Annotated in this window: 16 protein-coding genes; 14 read left to right on the forward strand and 2 right to left on the reverse strand. The window is 49.5% G+C overall.

Features of this window, described 5'->3' with window-relative positions:
* Positions 1-76 precede the first annotated feature (76 nt).
* The gene (locus tag A9B99_RS14720; protein ID WP_064598706.1) at positions 77-1,387 is read left to right on the forward strand and encodes an MFS transporter; all 1,311 of its coding nucleotides are present in this window, start codon (positions 77-79) and stop codon (positions 1,385-1,387) included.
* Positions 1,388-1,437: 50 nt separating this feature from the next.
* On the opposite strand, the gene satP is transcribed toward A9B99_RS14720, so the two are convergent.
* A complete protein-coding gene (satP, locus tag A9B99_RS14725; protein WP_064598708.1) occupies positions 1,438-2,010 on the reverse strand; it encodes an acetate uptake transporter in 573 nt (190 codons plus the stop codon).
* 290 nt (positions 2,011-2,300) lie between these two features.
* On the opposite strand from satP, the gene dnaK reads away from it, so the two are divergent.
* From dnaK to nhaR, 4 genes are all read left to right on the forward strand, one after another.
* Positions 2,301-4,217 (forward strand): molecular chaperone DnaK, encoded by a 1,917-nt coding sequence (gene dnaK, locus A9B99_RS14730; protein WP_064598710.1) that lies wholly within the window; start codon positions 2,301-2,303, stop codon positions 4,215-4,217.
* Positions 4,218-4,464: 247 nt separating this feature from the next.
* Positions 4,465-5,610, forward strand: a complete 1,146-nt coding sequence (gene dnaJ, locus A9B99_RS14735; protein ID WP_064598712.1) for a molecular chaperone DnaJ — start codon at positions 4,465-4,467, stop codon at positions 5,608-5,610.
* 268 nt (positions 5,611-5,878) lie between these two features.
* Positions 5,879-7,048: a Na+/H+ antiporter NhaA gene (nhaA, locus tag A9B99_RS14740; protein WP_064598716.1), complete on the forward strand. Its 1,170-nt coding sequence runs from the start codon at positions 5,879-5,881 to the stop codon at positions 7,046-7,048.
* A 79-nt stretch (positions 7,049-7,127) separates the two neighbouring features.
* Positions 7,128-8,033 (forward strand): transcriptional activator NhaR, encoded by a 906-nt coding sequence (nhaR, locus tag A9B99_RS14745; protein ID WP_064598718.1) that lies wholly within the window; start codon positions 7,128-7,130, stop codon positions 8,031-8,033.
* A 68-nt stretch (positions 8,034-8,101) separates the two neighbouring features.
* Here the strand turns inward: nhaR and rpsT are convergent, their stop codons facing one another.
* Positions 8,102-8,365 (reverse strand): 30S ribosomal protein S20, encoded by a 264-nt coding sequence (gene rpsT, locus A9B99_RS14750; RefSeq protein WP_058912180.1) that lies wholly within the window; start codon positions 8,363-8,365, stop codon positions 8,102-8,104.
* A gap of 329 nt (positions 8,366-8,694) precedes the next feature.
* Here rpsT and ribF point away from each other — a divergent pair, with 329 nt between their 5' ends.
* The 9 genes from ribF (at position 8,695) to carB (ending at position 21,348) form a co-directional block, all read left to right on the forward strand.
* Positions 8,695-9,630 carry a bifunctional riboflavin kinase/FAD synthetase gene (ribF, locus tag A9B99_RS14755; RefSeq protein ID WP_064598720.1) on the forward strand — a complete coding sequence of 312 codons (936 nt, stop codon included), beginning with the start codon at positions 8,695-8,697 and terminating at the stop codon, positions 9,628-9,630.
* A 108-nt stretch (positions 9,631-9,738) separates the two neighbouring features.
* The gene (ileS, locus tag A9B99_RS14760) at positions 9,739-12,588 is read left to right on the forward strand and encodes an isoleucine--tRNA ligase (RefSeq protein ID WP_064598721.1); all 2,850 of its coding nucleotides are present in this window, start codon (positions 9,739-9,741) and stop codon (positions 12,586-12,588) included.
* On the forward strand, positions 12,588-13,097 hold the full coding sequence (gene lspA / locus A9B99_RS14765; protein WP_064598724.1) for a signal peptidase II: 510 nt from the start codon (positions 12,588-12,590) through the stop codon (positions 13,095-13,097). Before ileS ends, lspA begins: the two co-directional genes overlap by 1 nt.
* Entirely contained in the window at positions 13,094-13,564 is a 471-nt protein-coding gene (fkpB, locus tag A9B99_RS14770) for an FKBP-type peptidyl-prolyl cis-trans isomerase (protein WP_064598726.1), read from the forward strand. Before lspA ends, fkpB begins: the two co-directional genes overlap by 4 nt.
* The gene (gene ispH / locus A9B99_RS14775; protein WP_064598728.1) at positions 13,545-14,495 is read left to right on the forward strand and encodes a 4-hydroxy-3-methylbut-2-enyl diphosphate reductase; all 951 of its coding nucleotides are present in this window, start codon (positions 13,545-13,547) and stop codon (positions 14,493-14,495) included. The genes fkpB and ispH overlap by 20 nt, the downstream gene beginning before the upstream one ends.
* 81 nt (positions 14,496-14,576) lie before the next feature.
* On the forward strand, positions 14,577-15,494 hold the full coding sequence (gene rihC, locus A9B99_RS14780; RefSeq protein WP_064598731.1) for a ribonucleoside hydrolase RihC: 918 nt from the start codon (positions 14,577-14,579) through the stop codon (positions 15,492-15,494).
* Positions 15,495-15,672: 178 nt separating this feature from the next.
* Positions 15,673-16,494 carry a 4-hydroxy-tetrahydrodipicolinate reductase gene (dapB, locus tag A9B99_RS14785; RefSeq protein WP_064599010.1) on the forward strand — a complete coding sequence of 274 codons (822 nt, stop codon included), beginning with the start codon at positions 15,673-15,675 and terminating at the stop codon, positions 16,492-16,494.
* A 464-nt stretch (positions 16,495-16,958) separates the two neighbouring features.
* Positions 16,959-18,107, forward strand: a complete 1,149-nt coding sequence (gene carA / locus A9B99_RS14790) for a glutamine-hydrolyzing carbamoyl-phosphate synthase small subunit (RefSeq protein ID WP_064598733.1) — start codon at positions 16,959-16,961, stop codon at positions 18,105-18,107.
* Positions 18,108-18,123: 16 nt separating this feature from the next.
* Complete coding sequence (gene carB, locus A9B99_RS14795; protein WP_064598734.1) at positions 18,124-21,348, forward strand: carbamoyl-phosphate synthase large subunit; 3,225 nt, start codon at positions 18,124-18,126, stop codon at positions 21,346-21,348.
* The last annotated feature ends 144 nt before the right edge of the window (positions 21,349-21,492 follow it).

Below are 21,492 nucleotides of genomic sequence, written 5' to 3' on the forward strand. Positions count from 1 at the left end.
TTGACGATATAGTAAGTTTTACTTTACAGTTTTTTGTAAATAAATCTTTCTTCCATCTATTTACAAATGGTTTTTTATGTCTGATACGAACAGAGCTCTGAACCGGCAGGATTATAAAACGTTGACTCTGGCTGCCCTGGGGGGTGCGCTGGAGTTTTATGATTTCATCATCTTTGTCTTTTTTGCGGCGGTGGTAGGGGCGCTGTTTTTTCCGGCAGATATGCCAGACTGGCTGCGGCAAGTGCAAACATTCGGTATTTTTGCTGCAGGTTATCTGGCGCGCCCATTAGGTGGTATTGTGATGGCGCACTTTGGTGATAAAGCTGGCCGTAAGCAGATGTTTACCCTGAGTATTTTACTCATGGCCCTCCCCACGCTCGCTATTGGTTTATTACCCACATACAACTCGTTGGGGGTGGCAGCACCATTGCTTTTGTTGCTAATGCGCGTATTGCAAGGGGCGGCGATTGGTGGTGAGGTTCCAGGTGCCTGGGTTTTTGTGGCAGAACATGTTCCTTCCAAACGCATTGGTATTGCCTGCGGAACATTGACCGCCGGGTTGACAGTGGGGATTCTGTTGGGCTCGGTTGTCGCGACTATCATTAATACTGCATTTACCAAAAGTGCCATTCATGACTGGGCCTGGCGTATTCCTTTCTTTATTGGTGGGGGATTCGGTCTGGTCGCTATGTATTTGCGCCGCTGGTTGCAGGAAACTCCCGTATTTATTGAAATGCAGCGCCAAAAAGCGCTGGCTGAAGAATTGCCCCTGAAATCGGTTGTGATACATCACAAGAAAGCAGTGGCTGTTTCTATGCTGCTCACCTGGTTGTTGTCTGCCGGTATTGTCGTGGTTATCTTGATGTCACCCGTGTGGTTGCAAAAACAGACGGGCCTGGCTCCCGCATTAACACTACAGGCAAATAGTGTGGCTACTGTGATGTTGTGCATGGGGTGCCTGGTAGCCGGGCTGGCGGCAGACCGCTTCGGCGCCAGCCGCACTTTTACTGTGGGGGGGATCCTGCTGGCAGTATCGTCATGGTGCTTCTACCACCTTGCCACTGTTATGCCTGAGTACCTGTTTGAATTATATGGGCTGGCGGGTTTCAGCGTTGGTGTTGTAGGCGCGGTTCCTTTTGTTATGGTGCGGTCATTTCCGGCAGAAGTTCGGTTTACCGGCATTTCTTTTTCCTACAACTTTGCATACGCCATTTTCGGTGGCCTGACACCAGTACTGGTCACTGTCCTGATGAGCATATCGCCTATGGCACCGTCATGGTATGTAGTGGCGCTATCATTACTTGGAATTGGTATTGGGCTGGTGTTACCTAATATGCTGGATAAAGCAAGCATGCAGGCGACGGAAAAAGCGGGGACAACCGCATGATAAAAAAGTGGCACTGTGATGTGCCACTTTAACCATTTTTACCCTGTGACTCAGTGATTTGAAGCGGCGCCGATTGGCAGAATGGTGCGACCAAATTGCTCGTTCAATACTTCGCCCATAGCCAGGTAAATCGCGCTTGCGCCACATACCAGCCCAATCCAGCCTGCAACATGAACAATGCTTTCGTTATCAGTCATATGCCCCAGACATAACAGCATAAACAGCACTGTCAGGCTCAGGAAGACAAATTGTAATGCGCGTGCGCCTTTCAGTGTGCCGAAGAACATAAACAGTGTGAATACACCCCACAAACCCAAATAGAGGCCGAGAAAATGTGGGTTTGCTGCGTCAGCAACGCCGAAGTGAGGTAATACAATAATTGCTACAAGGGTCAACCAGAAACTGCCGTAAGAGGTGAAAGCAGTTAGCCCAAATGTATTGCCTTTCTTAAATTCCAGCAGCCCTGCGAAGATTTGTGCAATACCGCCGTAAAAAATGCCCATGGCAAGAATAATACTATCCAGGGGATAAAACCCAATATTGTGCAGATTAAGCAGAACGGTAGTCATACCGAAGCCCATTAAACCCAGTGGAGCGGGGTTAGCCAGCGTAGTGTTGCCCATAATGCCTCTAATAAAGTGAGTAAAACCAATAAAACTGTAGATTGCCCTTATAGGTCTGTCAGGGCGCAGTATCGTAATTAGTGTTTTATGTCACGTCTATGATCCTATCGGCTATGAATTAAAAAATTTTTTTCACTCCCCCCTTGATGGTGAGTTGTATGCCCCCATCTTCTGGTTATCGAAAGTTGTTGAATCTGAAAAAAAGACGGTAAAGGCAGTTGAAACACTGTTTTTTGGCCGCATAACAGGTTCACAACCACATGAAGCGATTTTTTAGTGGAGACGTTTAGATGGGTAAAATTATTGGTATCGACCTGGGTACAACCAACTCTTGTGTAGCGATTATGGACGGCACCCAGGCACGAGTTCTGGAAAACGCTGAAGGTGATCGTACTACGCCTTCAATCATTGCTTATACTCAGGATGGTGAAACCCTGGTTGGTCAGCCGGCTAAACGTCAGGCAGTGACTAACCCGCAAAACACCTTGTTTGCGATTAAACGCCTGATTGGTCGCCGCTTCCAGGATGAAGAAGTTCAGCGCGATGTAACTATTATGCCGTACAAAATCCTGGCTGCTGATAATGGCGATGCATGGCTGGACGTGAAAGGCCAAAAAATGGCTCCGCCGCAGATTTCTGCTGAAGTTTTGAAAAAAATGAAAAAGACAGCAGAAGACTACCTGGGTGAACCCGTAACTGAAGCTGTTATCACTGTCCCTGCTTACTTCAACGATGCTCAGCGTCAGGCAACTAAAGATGCTGGCCGTATCGCAGGGCTGGAAGTAAAACGTATTATCAACGAACCTACTGCCGCTGCACTGGCTTACGGCCTGGATAAAGAAACCGGTAACCGTACTATCGCTGTGTACGACCTGGGTGGCGGTACTTTCGACATCTCTATCATTGAAATTGATGAAGTTGATGGCGAAAAAACCTTCGAAGTTCTGGCAACCAACGGTGATACTCACCTGGGTGGTGAAGACTTCGACAGCCGTCTTATCAACTATCTGGTTGACGAATTTAAGAAAGATCAGGGTATCGATCTGCGTAACGACCCGCTTGCGATGCAGCGTCTGAAAGAAGCGGCAGAAAAAGCAAAAATTGAGCTGTCTTCTGCACAGCAAACTGATGTGAACCTGCCGTATATCACTGCAGATGCCACTGGCCCGAAACACATGAACATCAAAGTGACTCGTGCCAAACTGGAATCTTTGGTTGAAGACCTGGTTTCACGCTCAATTGAACCGTTGAAAGTTGCACTGCAGGATGCTGGTTTGTCTGTATCCGATATCAACGACGTTATCCTGGTTGGTGGTCAGACTCGTATGCCAATGGTTCAGAAGAAAGTTGCTGAATTCTTTGGTAAAGAACCACGTAAAGACGTTAACCCGGATGAAGCCGTTGCAATTGGTGCTGCGGTTCAGGGTGGTGTTCTGACTGGTGATGTTAAAGACGTTCTGCTGCTGGATGTTACGCCGTTGTCGTTGGGTATTGAAACCATGGGTGGTGTGATGACTGCGCTTATCACTAAAAACACCACTATCCCGACTAAACACAGCCAGGTGTTCTCTACAGCGGAAGATAACCAGTCAGCAGTGACCATCCATGTTCTGCAGGGTGAGCGTAAACGTGCGGCTGATAACAAATCTCTGGGGCAGTTTAACCTGGATGGTATCAACCCGGCGCCGCGTGGTATGCCGCAAATCGAAGTTACCTTCGATATCGATGCTGACGGTATTCTGCACGTTTCTGCAAAAGACAAAAACACTGGTCGTGAGCAGCAGATTACTATCAAAGCCTCTTCTGGTTTGAATGAAGATGAAATCCAGAAAATGGTACGTGAAGCAGAAGCTAACGCTGAATCTGACCGTAAGTTTGAAGAACTGGTTCAGACCCGTAACCAGGCCGACCATTTGCTGCACAGCACCCGTAAGCAGGTGGAAGAAGCTGGCGACAAACTGCCGGCAGATGACAAAACTGCAATCGAAGCTGCTTTGAGTGACCTGGATAAAGCACTGAAAGGTGAAGATAAAGCAGAGATCGAAGCAAAAATGCAGGCGCTGGCTCAGGTTTCTGCAAAACTGATGGAAATTGCTCAGCAGCAGCATGCTCAGCAGCAGGCTGATACGGGTTCAGCGGATAGCAATGCTGCACAAGACGACGATGTTGTCGATGCAGAATTTGAAGAAGTTAAAGATAAAAAATAATCGCCCAACTTGCGGGCGCGGTCATACAAGCGTTTATGATCGGTAACCAGCACGGGCGTAGAGGCAACTCCACGCCCGTGTACGTATGTCAGGCGACTTAATTCTGCAGTTTGGTTTTATCTTCAGATTAGGTATGAGCCGTTCCCGGCAATGTTTTCTGGCTGCCTGCTCACTGGGTAGTGAGGCATTTGCCTGATGTAGCGATAACTGTAGTGCCTGTGGAACAGGCTCTAAGGGCAGACACACAATGGCGAAGAAAGACTATTACGAGGTTTTGGGCGTTCCGAAAACAGCGGAAGAGCGTGAAATCAAAAAGGCTTACAAGCGCCTGGCAATGAAATATCACCCTGACCGTAATCAGGGCGATAAAGACGCCGAAGCAAAATTTAAAGAAATAAAAGAAGCTTACGAAATTCTCACTGATGCACAGAAACGTGCCGCATATGACCAGTATGGTCATGCTGCTTTTGAGCAAGGCGGTATGGGTGGTGGTGGTTATGGGGGTGGTGGCTTCGGCGGTGGCGGTGCTGATTTCAGCGACATCTTTGGTGATGTATTCGGCGATATCTTTGGCGGTGGCCGCAGAACGCGGGCCGCGCGTGGCGCTGATTTGCGTTACAACATGGAATTAACGCTGGAAGAAGCTGTCCGTGGCGTGACAAAAGAAATCCGTATTCCAACGCTGGAAGAGTGTGATGTCTGCCATGGTAGTGGTGCGAAACCCGGGTCGAATCCGCAAACCTGCCCAACCTGTCATGGTTCAGGCCAGGTTCAAATGCGCCAGGGCTTTTTCACTGTGCAGCAAACCTGTCCGCATTGCCAGGGGCGTGGGTCGATTATCAAAGATCCCTGCAACAGTTGCCATGGCCACGGTCGTGTCGAAAAGAGCAAAACCTTGTCTGTTAAAATTCCGGCAGGGGTGGACACCGGCGACAGAATCCGTCTGTCAGGTGAAGGTGAAGCAGGGGAGCATGGCGCACCAGCCGGGGACCTGTATGTTCAGGTTCAGGTTAAACAGCACCCAATCTTTGAACGTGAAGGCAACAACCTGTACTGTGAAGTCCCAATTAATTTTGCCATGGCAGCACTGGGGGGCGAAATTGAAGTACCAACCCTGGATGGACGGGTGAAACTAAAAGTACCGGGAGAAACACAGACGGGTAAGCTGTTCCGGATGCGTGGTAAGGGTGTGAAATCTGTGCGTGGTGGCGCCCAGGGGGATTTGCTGTGCCGGGTTGTAGTGGAAACTCCGGTTGGTCTCAATGATCGCCAAAAACAGCTACTGCAAGAATTACAGGAAAGCTTTGGTGGACCGACTGGCGAAAAAAATAGCCCCCGTTCCAAGAGCTTTTTCGATGGCGTCAAAAAATTCTTCGATGACTTAACCCGCTAATTGCCATAATAAATGTAATGCAGGTCATCTGATAAAACCCGGGTCGGCTTACACTGATTCGGGTTTTCCTTTTTTGTATTTCGTACCACGCTGAATATGACACAGAAGTAAACAATACGAAAAATACAACCTTACTCCCGCTGAATGATCGTAAAAACCGAAGTTACTACCTTATATAACCTGCTTTTTACGATGAGTTTCTCCCGCTATGCTTATTAACAGTTCTATTAAACCGAAATGTATAACAGTGAATGTTAGGTTGTAATTCATGACGAAATTCATAAAACGTTTTTTTAGTAGTGATGCGTCTGGTGGCGTGATTCTCATCATTGCGGCGGCTCTGGCTATGTTAATGGCTAATTTGGGCGCAACCAGCCAGGCTTATCAGTCCTTCCTGTCTCTGCCTGTGGAGTTCCGGTTTGGCTTACTGGAGATCAATAAGAACCTGCTGTTGTGGGTGAATGATTTCCTGATGGCTATCTTCTTCCTGGTCATAGGGCTGGAAGTGAAACGCGAAATGATGGTGGGGTCGTTGGCAAGCCTGCGCCAGTCCTCTTTCCCGGCTATCGCGGCTGTGGGAGGTATGGTAGTGCCTGCACTGGTTTATTTGTTATTTAACGGTGCAGACCCGGTGACCCGTGAAGGCTGGGCGATTCCTGCCGCGACAGATATTGCCTTCGCACTGGGAATTTTGGCGTTACTGGGTAACCGTGTACCGGCATCATTAAAAATATTTTTGATGGCGTTAGCTATCATTGATGATCTGGGTGCCATCATTATTATCGCGCTATTTTATACCAGTGACCTTTCAGTGATGTCGTTACTGGTGGCCGCAGCCGCAGTTGCGGTGTTAGTTGTACTGAACCTGCTCAATGTACGGCGTACCGGGGTTTATATTCTGGTAGGGGCTGTGTTGTGGGGAGCAGTGCTGAAGTCAGGCGTTCATGCTACCCTTGCCGGGGTGATTGTTGGCTTCCTTATCCCATTGAAAGAAAAAGATGGGCACTCGCCAGCTCGTGAACTTGAGCATGTGTTGCACCCGTGGGTGGCCTATTTGATTTTGCCCTTGTTCGCCTTCGCCAACGCAGGTGTGTCGTTAGCGGGCGTCGATGTGAACGGTATGTTCTCTGTTCTGCCTCTGGGCATTATTGCTGGCTTGTTTATTGGTAAACCCGTAGGCATTGCACTGTTTAGTTGGCTGGCAATTAAACTGAAGCTTGCCGCCTTGCCGGAAGGCACTACGGGCAAAGATATTTTGGCCATTGGTGTGCTGTGCGGTATTGGTTTCACCATGTCAATTTTTATCGCGTCACTGGCGTTTGGCGACCTGGATCCGATGCTTATCAATCTTGCTAAGTTGGGGATTCTGGTTGGCTCTGTTATTGCCGCAATCACCGGATATGCCTTGTTACGTGCAAGGAGTGCCGCACGTACCTGATGTATCATTTTTTTAAGTGAGCAATGCCCACTGCCACCAGGAGGTGGCAGTGGTGTAATCATTATCAGGGAGTGACAAAATGTCTCATGTAAACTTTAACCACTTGTATTATTTCTGGCATGTCTACAAGGAAGGATCTGTTGTAGGTGCTGCAGAGGCGCTGTATTTGACGCCTCAAACCATTACCGGGCAAATCAAAGCGCTGGAGGAACGTTTACAAGGAAAGTTATTCAAACGAAAGGGGCGTGGCCTGGAACCCAGTGAACTGGGTGAACTGGTGTTCCGCTATGCGGACCGTATGTTCACGTTAAGCCAGGAGATGCTGGATATCATCAATTATCGCAAAGAGTCACATCTATTGTTTGATGTCGGGGTGGCCGATGCCTTGTCCAAGCGCCTGGTCAGTGGAGTACTGGATGCTGTTGTGGTCGAGGATGAGCAAATTCATTTACGTTGCTTTGAGTCCACCCATGAAATGCTGCTGGAACAACTTGGTCAGCATAAGCTGGATATGATTATTTCTGATTGTCCTATAGATTCGACCCAGCAAGAGGGGTTGTTCTCAGTCAAAATTGGCGAGTGCAGTGTTAGCTTTTGGGGGCAACATCCGTTGCCACACCAGGCTTTTCCTGCCTGCCTGGAGGAGCGTAAGCTGTTAATACCCGGGCGACGCTCTATGCTGGGACGGCAAATCCTTAACTGGATTAATTCGCAGGGGCTGAAGGTGGAAATTCTGGGTGAGTTCGACGATGCGGCGCTAATGAAAGCTTTTGGTGCGGCGCACAACGCGATCTTTGTGGCTCCTACACTGTATGGGCAGGATTTTTATCAGGACGAAAATATTACCGAGATAGGGCGTATCGACAACGTAATGGAAGAGTATCATGCCATTTTTGCTGAACGTATGATTCAGCATCCGGCAGTACAGCGTATCTGCAATCGTGATTACAGCGCCTTGTTTCGCCTGCCCGAAAAAGTGACCTGAGACTTTATGTCAGAGCAATAAAAAAACCGGCTTGCGCCGGTTTTTTTATAAAGCAACAACAAACAATATTAAGCCAGTTTGTTGATCTGCGCAGTCAGGTTAGCTTTATGACGCGCTGCTTTGTTTTTGTGGATCAGACCTTTGCTGGCCTGACGATCCACGATCGGTTGCATTTCGTTAAATGCTTTCTGTGCAGCTTCTTTGTCGCCAGCTGCAATCGCCGCGTATACCTTTTTAATAAAGGTGCGCATCATAGAGCGACGGCTTGCATTGTGCTTGCGGCGCTTCTCAGATTGTACGGCGCGTTTCTTAGCTGATTTGATATTAGCCAAGGTCCAACTCCCAAATATAATCTATGTGGACGATTCAAAGGCCGAGGAATATGCCCTCTTAGCCTTCTTTTGTCAATGGATTTGTGCAAATAAGCGCCGTTAATGAAGCGGCACCTGTTACCTGATTGTGGCGCAAGATTCTATCAGTTTGCGTGCTGCGAATATAGTCCTGCAGTGAGAAAATTGTACCCAGTAAGGTGCTTTTTACACAAAAAGAACGGCCTTTAGCCTGAAGGCGGGCAGTTTATCGCTTACCAGCATCAATCGCGGGTTAACCTTAACCGCTGTACAAGGTATAATCCGCCAATTTCCACAGTTTTGAGCCAGTCATGAAGCTGATACGCGGCATACATAATCTCAGTCAGATACCTCGCGGATGTGTGTTAACCATCGGAAATTTCGATGGTGTTCATCGTGGTCACCAGGCTTTACTGCAAGGGTTGTGTGCGGAAGGGGCAAAACGTCAACTACCGGTTGTCGTGATGATCTTTGAACCGCAACCGCTTGAGTTATTTGCCGGTGAAAGTGCGCCTGCGCGGTTAACGCGTTTGCGTGAAAAGTTACGCTATCTGGCTGACAGTGCAGTGGATTATGTCCTGTGTGTCCGCTTTGACAGGCGTTTTGCCGCACTGACAGCGCAGCAATTTATTGCTGATTTGCTGGTTGACCGGCTCGGTGTCAAATTACTGGCGGTAGGGGATGATTTCCGCTTTGGTGCTGGTCGCCAGGGTGATTTCCTGTTATTACAGCAGGCAGGTAAAGAGTATGGGTTCGATGTCACCAGTGCACAAACCTATTGCCATGACGGGTTACGCATCAGCAGCACTTCTGTGCGCCAGGCCTTAAAAGAAGATGACCTTGCCCAGGCAGAAAAACTGCTGGGACATCCCTTTGTTATTTCCGGCCGTGTTGTGCATGGTGATGAATTGGGCAGAACGATTGGTTTTCCCACGGCTAATTTACCATTGCGCCGCCAGGTCTCACCGGTTAAAGGTGTGTTTGCTGTAGAAGTTAACGGGTTAGGAGACTCTCCTGTCCCTGGTGTGGCGAACATTGGCACACGCCCCACGGTTTCAGGGGTGCGCCAGCAGTTGGAAGTGCACCTGCTGGATACCAATATGAATTTGTACGGGCGCCATATTGATGTTGTGTTACGTCATAAAATTCGCAATGAACAGCGATTTGCATCACTTGACGCACTGAAAACGCAAATCGCAAAAGATGAAAGTACGGCCCGGGTATTGTTAGGGCTGAATGTTGAATAACAGGGGCGCGTATGACAGACGCGAGGCCCCGGTGGCGGTGAGTTTCTGAGCACCGGCGTAATCCCAGAGCGGGTTATTAATCAAACCGAAGACGGAATAGAAAATCTAATGAGTGACTATAAATCTACCCTGAATTTGCCGGAAACAGGGTTCCCGATGCGCGGTGATCTTGCAAAACGCGAACCGGGCATGCTGGCGCGTTGGACTGATGACGGTCTGTATGGTCTCATCCGTAATGCGAAAAAAGGCAAAAAAACGTTCATTTTGCATGATGGCCCTCCATATGCGAACGGTAGCATTCATATTGGTCACGCTGTAAACAAGATTCTCAAAGATATTATTGTTAAATCCAAAGGGTTATCTGGTTATGATTCCCCTTATGTACCGGGCTGGGACTGCCACGGTTTGCCTATCGAACTGAAAGTTGAACAACTGGTTGGCAAACCGGGCGAAAAAGTGTCTGCTGGCGAGTTTCGTGCTGAGTGCCGCAAGTATGCCACTGAGCAGGTTAACGGCCAGCGTGAAGACTTTATTCGTCTGGGGGTGCTGGGTGACTGGCAACACCCGTACCTGACGATGAATTATGACACTGAAGCCAATATTATTCGGGCTCTGGGTAAAATCATTGGCAACGGTCATTTGCTTAAAGGGGCCAAGCCGGTTCACTGGTGTGTGGATTGCCGCTCAGCCCTGGCTGAAGCCGAAGTCGAGTATTACGACAAAACTTCGCCATCCATTGATGTTGCGTTTAACGCTGTCGATACCGATGCCGTTAAAGCGGCTTTCTCTGTCGCGCAAGTGACAGGCCCTGCCGCTCTGGTTATCTGGACCACCACCCCGTGGACTTTACCTGCTAACCGGGCAATTTCCCTGCACCCTGAATTTGAGTATGCATTGGTGCAAACTGAAGACCGGGCTATGATTCTGGCAACCGAGCTGGTTGAAAGTGTCATGAAACGTGCTGGCATTACTGAATGGCGCGTGTTGGGCACCGCAAAAGGCGCAGCACTGGAACTGTTGCGTTTTACGCATCCTTTCATGGGCTTTGATGTTCCCGCCATCATGGGTGAACACGTCACTCTGGATGCGGGTACCGGTGCCGTTCACACCGCAGGCGGGCATGGCCCTGATGACTATGTCATCAGCCAGAAATATGGTCTGGAAATCGCCAACCCGGTTGGGCCGGATGGCTGCTATCTGCCGGGTACTTACCCTGGTCTGGATGGCGTGCAGGTATTCAAGGCCAATGACCTGGTGGTTAATCTGCTGCGTGATAAAGGCGCATTGCTGCATGTTGAGAAGATGCTGCATAGTTACCCGCATTGCTGGCGCCATAAGACACCCATTATTTTCCGTGCAACACCGCAGTGGTTTATCAGCATGGATAAACAAGGGCTGCGTATTAAATCCCTGAAAGAAATCGACCGTATTGAGCAGGAAGGGCTGGAAAAAGAGCACCTGAGCGGTTGGGTTCCGGCATGGGGTAAAGCACGTATTGAATCAATGGTTGCGAACCGCCCGGACTGGTGTATTTCCCGCCAGCGTACCTGGGGCGTACCGATGGCTTTATTCGTACATAAACACACAGAAGAGCTGCACCCACGCACTGAAGAGCTGATTGAAGCAGTTGCGCAGCGTGTTGAAAAAGGTGGTATTCAGGCCTGGTGGGATTTAGACCCGCGCGACATCATGGGTGATGAAGCCGATGACTATGTCAAAGTGCCGGATACCCTGGATGTGTGGTTCGATTCTGGATCAACCAGTTATTCCGTGGTTGATGCCCGTCCTGAGTTTGGGGGGCACAGTGCTGATATGTACCTGGAAGGCTCTGACCAGCATCGTGGCTGGTTTATGTCTTCCATGATGATTGGTGTGGCAATGAAGGGCAAAGCACCCTATCGCCAGGTGTTAACCCACGGGTTCACCGTTGATGGGCAAGGGCGCAAAATGTCCAAATCTATCGGTAACACCGTCAGCCCGCAGGACGTCATGAATAAACTGGGTGCAGACATTCTGCGTCTCTGGGTGGCTTCTACAGATTACACCGGCGAGATGGCGGTTTCTGATGAGATCCTCAAACGTGCCGCGGACGCATATCGCCGTATTCGTAACACTGCTCGCTTTTTGTTGGCAAACCTGAACGGGTTTGATCCGGCTAAAGATATGGTTCAGCCTGAAGATATGGTGGTGCTGGATCGTTGGGCGGTAGGTTGTGCCCAGGCGGCACAGGCTGACATCATCGCAGCATATGAATCCTATGATTTCCATGAAGTGGTACAACGCCTGATGCGTTTCTGCTCCATTGAGATGGGGTCTTTCTACCTGGATATTATTAAGGACCGTCAGTACACGGCTAAGCCCGACAGCGTGGCGCGTCGTAGCTGCCAGACTGCGCTTTACCATATTGCTCAGGCTCTGGTGCGCTGGATGGCACCAATCCTCTCTTTCACCGCAGATGAAGTCTGGGGCTATTTGCCAGGTGAACACGAGAAATATGTGTTTACTGGTGAGTGGTATCAGGGGCTGTTTGGGCTTGCTGAAAATGAGCCGATGAATGATGCCTTCTGGGATACATTGCTGAAAGTTCGTGGTGAAGTGAACAAGGTGATTGAGCAGGCGCGTGCGGAAAAACGTGTTGGTGGTTCTCTGGAAGCCGCTGTCACGCTGTACTCTGACAGCGAACTGGCAGGCAAACTGACAAGTCTGGGCGATGAATTACGATTCGTCCTGTTGACCTCAGGTGCCCAGGTTGCCGATTATGCAGCAGCAACAGAAGATGCTCAGCAGAGTGAACTGCTTAAAGGGCTGAAAGTTGCGCTCCACAAAGCTGATGGTGATAAGTGCCCGCGTTGCTGGCATTACACGTCGGATGTGGGCAAGGTGGCGGAACACGCAGAACTCTGCGGCCGCTGTGTCAGCAACGTCGCCGGCGACGGCGAGCAACGTAAGTTTGCCTGATGAGTAAACCAGTATGTTCAACAGGTCTGCGCTGGCTTTGGCTGGCGCTCCTGCTTTTAGTGGTGGATCTGGGGTTTAAACAGTGGATCATGGATAACTTCCAGTTGTTTGAAACGCGCCCGTTGATCCCTTTCTTAAACCTGCATTATGCACATAATCCTGGAGCGGCATTCAGCTTCCTGGCGGATAAAGGCGGTTGGCAACGTTGGTTTTTTGCTGGTATTGCTATTGGCATTTGTGTGGTTCTGGCGGTACTTATGTATCGTGCTAAGGCCTCACAGAAACTGACTAACATTGCCTATGCATTAATTATTGGCGGGGCGCTGGGTAATTTGTTCGATCGTGTCTGGCACGGGTTTGTGGTGGATATGATCGACTTCTATGTTGGCGACTGGCATTTTGCCACCTTCAACATTGCGGATGCCGGTATTTGCATTGGTGCCGCGCTCATAGTACTGGAAGGTTTCTTCGTACAAGGGAAAAACGCGAATCAGAAGGAGAGCTCATGACTGATGTTGTTCAACATGACAGTGCTGTTCTGGTGCATTTTACACTGACACTGGAAGATGGCTCCCTGGCTGAGTCAACCAAAGACGGCGGTAAACCTGCGTTATTCCGTTTGGGTGACGGATCCTTATCTCCTGCACTGGAAGAACAACTTCTCGGGCTGTCTGTTGGGGATAACAAAGCCTTTTCTCTGGCACCAGAAGCCGGGTTTGGCCCGGCTAATCCTGACTTGATCCAATATTTTTCCCGTCGGGAATTTGTTGATGCTGGAGAGCCGGAGGTTGGGATGATTATCGCCTTTACTGGTATGGACGGAAATGAAATGCCGGGCATCATTCGTGAAGTGAATGGAGACTCCGTGACGGTGGATTTCAATCATCCTCTGGCTGGTCAAACCGTTAATTTTACGATTGATGTATTAGCGATTAATCCTCAACAGGAGGCTATGAATGCGGATTCTGTTGGCTAATCCTCGTGGTTTTTGTGCCGGGGTTGACCGTGCGATCAGCATTGTTGAAAACGCGCTGGAAATCTATGGCGCGCCAATCTACGTGCGCCACGAAGTGGTGCACAACCGCTATGTGGTTGACAGCCTGCGTGAGCGCGGTGCTGTGTTTATCGAGCAAATCAGTGAAGTGCCCGATGGTTCAATTTTGATATTTTCCGCTCATGGTGTTTCTCAGGCGGTCAGAAATGAAGCTAAAAACCGCGAGCTGACAGTATTTGATGCAACCTGCCCGTTAGTCACTAAAGTGCATATGGAAGTAGCACGGGCAAGCCGTCGTGGGGAAGAAGCGATTCTAATCGGCCATGCCGGGCATCCGGAAGTTGAAGGGACAATGGGCCAGTACAGTAATCCGCAAGGTGGTATGTATTTGGTTGAGTCTCCTGAAGACGTTATGGCGCTGGAAGTAAAAGCTCCGGGCCGGCTCTCCTTTATGACGCAAACGACGTTATCTGTCGATGATACGTCGGATGTGATTGACGCACTGCGTATCCGGTTCCCGGAAATTGTTGGTCCGCGCAAAGACGATATTTGTTACGCCACGACCAACCGGCAGGAGGCTGTTCGCTCACTCGCACTGGAAGCTGATGTCGTTCTGGTTGTCGGGTCAAAAAACTCGTCAAACTCTAACCGCCTTGCTGAGCTGGCGCGGCGTATGGGCAAGCAGGCCTACCTGATTGATGACGCCGGAGATATCCAGGAAGCCTGGGTGAAAGGAGTGTCCTGCGTTGGGGTGACTGCCGGTGCTTCAGCGCCAGATATTCTGGTACAAAATGTTCTTCAACGTCTGAAAGCGTTGGGTGGGGAAGCGGCTGTTGAACTAACAGGCCGCGAAGAAAATATTGTTTTTGAAGTCCCCAAAGAATTGCGGCTGGATGTGCGTGAAGTGAAATAACGCTGCGGTTGCCAGGATTTGCAGAATGCCAGATGATGTTAACCATCTGGCATTTTTTATACACCCTGCAAAGGAGCTGGTATGCAAACCATTCCGGTTATTCTGGATACAGATCCGGGAATTGACGACGCGGTCGCACTGGCTGCTGCTATCTTTAGCCCGCATATTGACCTCAAACTTATTACAACGGTGGCAGGCAATGTTGGTGTGACGCAAACCACTCGTAATGCCCTGCAACTCCTGGAGTTCTGGAATGAAGACATTCCCGTTGCCCAGGGAGCCCGTCGCCCATTATGCCGTCCACAGGCTGATGCTGCCCATATTCATGGGGAAAGCGGCATGGATGGTTATGCCTTTGCGCCTCCCCGACAGTCCCCTTTAATTCGTCCGGCTTTTATGGCGATGGCTGAATGTCTTCAGGAAAGCTCGCGGCCAGTCACTCTGGTGACCATTGGGCCACTGACCAATGTTGCGCTATTGCTGGCGCATTATCCCGACTGTAAAACCAATATTTCACGTATTGTCATGATGGGTGGCTCAGCAGGGCGCGGCAACTTTACTCCGAATGCTGAGTTCAATATTGCTATCGACCCGGAAGCTGCTGCTCAGGTGATGGAAAGTGGTATTGAAATTGTGATGTGTGGTCTGGATGTCACTAATCGTGCGGTTCTCACGCCAGACTATATGGCACGGCTTAAAACACAAAGTAAGACTGGGAAAATGCTGCACTCACTGTTCAGCCATTACCGCAGCGGCAGCCTTGCTACCGGGTTAAGGATGCATGATTTGTGTGCTATTGCCTGGCTTGTTCATCCTGAGCTTTTTCAACTGGTCGATTGTTATGTCGGTGTGGAAACACAGGGGACGCTCACTGCCGGGGCAACAGTGGTTGATTTGGAAAACCGCTTTAACCGGCCAGCCAATGTACGGGTTGCAATGGACATTGATGTGGATGGGTTCCGGCACTGGGTTGAAGAAACACTGGCTCTGGCACCTTAATGAACAGGCCTGAATACAGATAATCCTTAGCCACTTATTCTGTGTGGACATAATGGCTTTTACTGATATTCCGGCGCGTTTGTCATAAATTTCTAATTATAGGTGTTTTCGGCTGGCAGCCTGCAGGCAGTCTGGTTAACCTGAGAACGTTTTTATGCATTTCAACAAGAGCCTCAATATGGAAGAAGTACAAATTCGCGTCGCAATCGTAGGCGCCGGTGGCCGTATGGGCCGCCAGTTAATCCAGGCGGTTCAGCAAATAAGCGGTGTGGTGCTGGGCGCGGCTCTGGAGCGCAGTGGGTCTTCCCTTGTGGGTAGTGATGCGGGGGAAGTTGCGGGTGTCGGGCATTCCGGTATCACTGTTCAGGACTCGCTGGACAGTATTGCAAATGACTTTGACGTGCTGATCGATTTTACCCGTCCGGAAGGCACGCTGGCACATTTGGCATTTTGCCGTGATCACGGCAAAGGCATGGTGATAGGCACCACAGGCTTTGATGATGCAGGGAAACAGGCCATTAAAGACGCCAGTGCGTCTGTTCCTGTTGTTTTTGCAGCCAATTTCAGTATTGGTGTGAATGTGATGCTGAAATTGCTGGAAAAGGCCGCAACAGTAATGGGTGATTACACCGACATTGAGATTGTTGAAGCCCACCACCGTCATAAAGTTGATGCCCCTTCCGGTACCGCACTGGCAATGGGTGAGTCAATTGCCAGTGCTTTGGGTAAAGACCTGAAAGATTGTGCAGTGTACAGCCGGGAAGGCTATACCGGTGAACGTGTTGCAGGAACTATTGGTTTTGCCACAGTGCGGGCAGGGGATATCGTTGGGGAACATACTGCGATGTTTGCTGATATCGGTGAACGCCTTGAAGTTACCCATAAAGCGTCCAGCCGCATGACATTTGCTAATGGCGCTGTTCGTGCTTCATTATGGCTAAAAGGCAAGAAAAATGGCCTTTATGATATGCGGGATGTGCTTAATTTAAATGATTTATAGTTTTATTACCCAATCGTGATGTGGTTATTGCAATCTTAACTTTTTGATTGGCAGGGCAATATTTTTGTTGCCCTTTTTATTTTTGTTTTTTTTGGTTGTTTATTTATTTTTATTGATGTAGTGGATTAAACTTTAACTTTTCATCCCTTTTTTCTCTTCCTGCTGATAATTTTGACCATGTGGTCCACTTTTTCATGGTGCGCTTTCATTTTTTACAGTTAAATCTGAAAATTTTGGTTTTTTACGTCAGCTTTATTACTTGTTTTGAGCTGAATGTGGGTCTTATTGTTCAGATTGGCTAAAATGAAAAGAAAAACACCCCTCTCGCTGGACTTTTGACAATGTTGTCTTTAGAATGCCGCCGTTTGCCAAAAATTCGCCAGACAGGCGTTTTTGCGTTGATTCATACGCTATTTATGAATTAATATGCAAATATACTGATTTTTTATTCCCTGGAGGACGTTTTGATTAAGTCAGCGCTGTTGGTTCTGGAAGACGGAACCCAATTCCACGGTCGGGCCATTGGGGCTACAGGACAGGCCGTTGGGGAAGTCGTTTTCAATACTTCAATGACCGGTTATCAAGAAATCCTCACTGATCCTTCCTACTCTCGCCAAATTGTCACTCTTACTTATCCTCATATTGGTAACGTTGGTACTAACGAAGCCGACGAAGAGTCATCACAAGTACACGCGCAAGGGTTAGTGATTCGCGACCTGCCATTAATTGCCAGCAACTTCCGGGATACAGAAGACCTGTCGTCTTATCTGAAGCGTCACAACATTGTCGCGATTGCTGATATCGACACGCGTAAACTGACGCGTTTGTTACGTGAGAAAGGCGCGCAGAACGGCTGCATCATTACGGGTGACAACCCTGATGCGGCACTGGCGCTCGAGAAAGCGAAAGCGTTCCCGGGCCTGAGTGGTATGGATCTGGCAAAAGAAGTCACAGCTAAAGAAGCCTGGAACTGGACGCAAGGCTCCTGGTCTTTGGCTAATGGCCTGCCTGAAGCGGCACAAGACAGTGAATTGCCCTTCCATGTTGTTGCATACGATTTCGGTGTAAAACGCAATATTCTGCGCATGTTAGTTGACCGTGGTTGCCGCATTACAGTTGTACCGGCTCAAACTTCGGCAGATGACGTACTGAAACTGAATCCGGATGGTATTTTCCTGTCCAATGGCCCGGGTGACCCGGCACCTTGTGATTACGCTATTCGCGCCATTGAGCAATTCCTGACTACCGATATTCCGGTCTTTGGTATCTGCCTGGGGCACCAGTTACTGGCTCTGGCAAGCGGCGCTAAAACCGTAAAAATGAAATTCGGGCACCATGGCGGTAACCACCCGGTAAAAGATATCGAACATGACAGAGTGATGATTACCGCTCAGAACCATGGCTTCGCTGTTGACGAGGCGAGCCTGCCAGGTCATTTACGTGTCACTCACAAATCTTTATTCGATGGCACGCTTCAGGGGATTCACCGCACAGATAAACCGGCTTTCAGCTTCCAGGGGCACCCTGAAGCCAGCCCGGGGCCTCACGATGCGGCACCGCTGTTTGACCACTTTATCGATTTGATTAAGCAATACCGTTCAGAAGCGAAATAATCAGGAGCCTGAAACCATGCCAAAACGTACAGATATTAAAAGCATCCTGATTCTTGGCGCTGGTCCGATTGTGATTGGCCAGGCTTGCGAATTCGATTATTCCGGCGCACAGGCGTGTAAAGCGCTGCGCGAAGAAGGCTACCGGGTGGTTCTGGTTAACTCAAACCCGGCGACTATCATGACCGACCCGGATATGGCCGATGCAACATACATTGAGCCTATTCACTGGGAAGTGGTTCGCAAAATTATTGAAAAAGAGCGTCCGGATGCCGTATTGCCGACCATGGGCGGGCAGACTGCACTGAACTGTGCTCTGGAACTGGAACGCCAGGGCGTGCTGGAAGAGTTTGGTGTCACCATGATTGGTGCAACCGCCGATGCCATTGATAAAGCGGAAGACCGCCAGCGCTTTGATAAAGCGATGAAGAAAATTGGCCTGGAAACTGCGCGTTCTGGTATTGCTCATACCATGGAAGAAGCACTGGCTGTCGCTGCGGATGTGGGTTACCCCTGCATTATTCGACCTTCTTTTACCATGGGTGGCACTGGTGGCGGTATCGCTTATAACCGCGAAGAGTTTGAAGAGATTTGCCAGCGTGGTCTGGACCTTTCCCCAACCCGTGAACTGCTGATTGATGAATCACTGATTGGCTGGAAAGAGTATGAAATGGAAGTGGTGCGAGACAAAAATGATAACTGCATTATTGTCTGCTCAATCGAAAACTTCGATGCCATGGGGATTCATACCGGGGATTCCATTACCGTTGCTCCGGCTCAAACGCTGACGGATAAAGAATACCAAATCATGCGTAACGCTTCGATGGCGGTGCTGCGTGAGATTGGTGTTGAAACTGGCGGTTCCAACGTGCAGTTTTCCGTAAACCCAAAAAACGGGCGTCTGATTGTTATTGAAATGAACCCGCGTGTTTCCCGCTCTTCAGCGCTGGCTTCTAAAGCGACCGGTTTCCCGATTGCCAAAGTGGCTGCCAAACTGGCTGTGGGTTACACCCTGGATGAGTTGATGAATGATATCACTGGAGGTCGCACGCCAGCTTCCTTTGAGCCATCCATCGACTATGTCGTCACTAAAATTCCTCGCTTTAACTTCGAAAAATTCGCAGGCGCGAATGACCGCCTGACCACACAAATGAAGTCCGTGGGTGAAGTGATGGCAATTGGCCGCACACAACAGGAATCACTGCAAAAAGCACTGCGTGGACTGGAAGTGGGCGCGACAGGCTTTGATCCCAAAGTTAGCCTCGACGACCCCGAAGCACTGACTAAAATTCGCCGTGAACTGAAAGATGCCGGGGCAGATCGTATTTGGTATATCGCGGATGCTTTCCGTGCGGGTTTGTCTGTTGATGGTGTCTTCAACCTGACTAACATTGACCGCTGGTTCCTGGTGCAAATTGAAGAGCTGGTGCGCCTGGAAGAACAGGTTGCGGATGTGGGCATCAATGGCCTGGATGCAGATTTCCTGCACCAGTTAAAACGTAAAGGCTTTGCTGATGCACGCCTGGCGAAACTGGCTGGTGTGCGCGAAGGCGAAATTCGTAAGCTGCGTGAGCAATACGGCTTACATCCGGTGTACAAACGTGTTGATACCTGTGCGGCAGAGTTTGCCACCGATACGGCGTATATGTACTCAACCTACGATGAAGAGTGTGAGTCTAACCCGCATCAGGATCGCGATAAAATCATGGTACTGGGCGGTGGGCCAAACCGTATCGGCCAGGGGATTGAGTTCGACTACTGCTGTGTGCATGCATCACTTGCGCTGCGCGAAGATGGTTATGAAACCATTATGGTGAACTGTAACCCGGAAACAGTATCAACCGATTATGACACCTCAGACCGTCTCTACTTTGAACCAGTTACTTTGGAAGATGTTCTGGAAATCGTGCGTATCGAAAAACCGAAAGGTGTCATTGTTCAGTATGGCGGCCAGACTCCGTTGAAACTGGCTCGTGACCTTGAGGCTGCGGGTGTACCTGTGATTGGTACCAGCCCGGATGCGATTGACCGTGCAGAAGACCGTGAGCGTTTCCAGCATGCCGTTGAGCGCCTGAAACTGAAACAGCCAGCAAATGCGACAGTAACCGCCATTGAGCAGGCTGTGGAAAAAGCCGTACAGATTGGCTACCCGTTGGTTGTACGTCCGTCTTATGTACTCGGTGGCCGTGCAATGGAAATCGTCTACGACGAGACAGACTTGCGCCGTTACTTTGCTACAGCAGTGAGTGTCTCTAATGATGCACCAGTGTTGCTTGACCACTTCCTGGATGACGCTGTCGAGGTGGATGTTGACGCTATCTGTGACGGTGAAACGGTATTAATCGGCGGTATCATGGAACATATCGAACAGGCCGGGGTTCATTCTGGTGACTCTGCCTGCTCGCTGCCTGCTTACACTCTGAGTAAAGAAATTCAGGATGTAATGCGCCAGCAGGTCCAAAAACTGGCTTTCGAATTGCAGGTTCGCGGCCTGATGAACGTCCAGTTCGCAGTCAAAGATAACGAAGTTTACCTGATTGAAGTGAACCCTCGGGCAGCGCGAACAGTACCGTTTGTCTCGAAAGCGACGGGTGTTTCACTGGCGAAAGTCGCCGCGCGCGTGATGACCGGTAAATCACTGGTTGAGCAGGGTTATACCAAAGAAGTGATTCCACCTTACTACTCCGTTAAAGAAGTGGTTCTGCCGTTCAACAAATTCCCGGGTGTTGACCCGCTGTTGGGGCCAGAAATGCGTTCTACCGGTGAAGTTATGGGGGTTGGGCGCACGTTTGCTGAAGCCTTTGCTAAAGCACAACTGGGCAGTAACTCCAATATGCAGAAGTCTGGGCGGGCACTGCTTTCTGTGCGCGAAGGCGATAAAGAACGTGTGGTTGACCTGGCGGCCAAATTGCAGAAACAGGGCTTTGAACTGGATGCAACACACGGTACTGCCATTGTGTTGGGTGAGGCGGGAATAAACCCGCGTCTGGTGAATAAGGTGCATGAAGGTCGTCCGCATATTCAGGACCGCATCAAGAATGGCGAATATACCTACATCATTAACACCACTGCGGGGCGTCAGGCTATTGAAGACTCCAAACTCATTCGTCGCAGCGCACTGCAATATAAAGTGCACTACGACACCACACTGAATGGCGGTTTTGCGACAGCAATGGCCCTCAACGCTGATGCTAAAGAGAAAGTAATTTCTGTGCAGGAAATGCACGCGCAAATTAATAAATAACCCTGGTTTGCCAGCGTAATCCTGAAAGCCCGCTTCTGCGGGCTTTTTTGTCCCATCAATTTATTTGTACCTTATCATCAAGCTCTCTCTGTCTTTATACAGCTGTATTCAGGCTACAATGCTTACTGGTGCCGTTAAGGAATA

Origin of the sequence: Mangrovibacter phragmitis, assembly GCF_001655675.1 — a bacterium.
GTDB classification, from domain to species: Bacteria; Pseudomonadota; Gammaproteobacteria; order Enterobacterales; family Enterobacteriaceae; genus Mangrovibacter; species Mangrovibacter phragmitis.

What these genes read in the sequence shown, in the direction of transcription:
- A9B99_RS14720 (WP_064598706.1), top strand. Translation starts at nt 77, where the DNA reads ATGTCTGATACGAACAGAGCTCTGAACCGGCAGGATTATAAAACGTTG.
- satP (WP_064598708.1), bottom strand. Translation starts at nt 2,010, where the DNA reads ATGGGCAACACTACGCTGGCTAACCCCGCTCCACTGGGTTTAATGGGC.
- dnaK (WP_064598710.1), top strand. Translation starts at nt 2,301, where the DNA reads ATGGGTAAAATTATTGGTATCGACCTGGGTACAACCAACTCTTGTGTA.
- dnaJ (WP_064598712.1), top strand. Translation starts at nt 4,465, where the DNA reads ATGGCGAAGAAAGACTATTACGAGGTTTTGGGCGTTCCGAAAACAGCG.
- nhaA (WP_064598716.1), top strand. Translation starts at nt 5,879, where the DNA reads ATGACGAAATTCATAAAACGTTTTTTTAGTAGTGATGCGTCTGGTGGC.
- nhaR (WP_064598718.1), top strand. Translation starts at nt 7,128, where the DNA reads ATGTCTCATGTAAACTTTAACCACTTGTATTATTTCTGGCATGTCTAC.
- ribF (WP_064598720.1), top strand. Translation starts at nt 8,695, where the DNA reads ATGAAGCTGATACGCGGCATACATAATCTCAGTCAGATACCTCGCGGA.
- ileS (WP_064598721.1), top strand. Translation starts at nt 9,739, where the DNA reads ATGAGTGACTATAAATCTACCCTGAATTTGCCGGAAACAGGGTTCCCG.
- lspA (WP_064598724.1), top strand. Translation starts at nt 12,588, where the DNA reads ATGAGTAAACCAGTATGTTCAACAGGTCTGCGCTGGCTTTGGCTGGCG.
- fkpB (WP_064598726.1), top strand. Translation starts at nt 13,094, where the DNA reads ATGACTGATGTTGTTCAACATGACAGTGCTGTTCTGGTGCATTTTACA.
- ispH (WP_064598728.1), top strand. Translation starts at nt 13,545, where the DNA reads ATGCGGATTCTGTTGGCTAATCCTCGTGGTTTTTGTGCCGGGGTTGAC.
- rihC (WP_064598731.1), top strand. Translation starts at nt 14,577, where the DNA reads ATGCAAACCATTCCGGTTATTCTGGATACAGATCCGGGAATTGACGAC.
- dapB (WP_064599010.1), top strand. Translation starts at nt 15,673, where the DNA reads ATGGAAGAAGTACAAATTCGCGTCGCAATCGTAGGCGCCGGTGGCCGT.
- carB (WP_064598734.1), top strand. Translation starts at nt 18,124, where the DNA reads ATGCCAAAACGTACAGATATTAAAAGCATCCTGATTCTTGGCGCTGGT.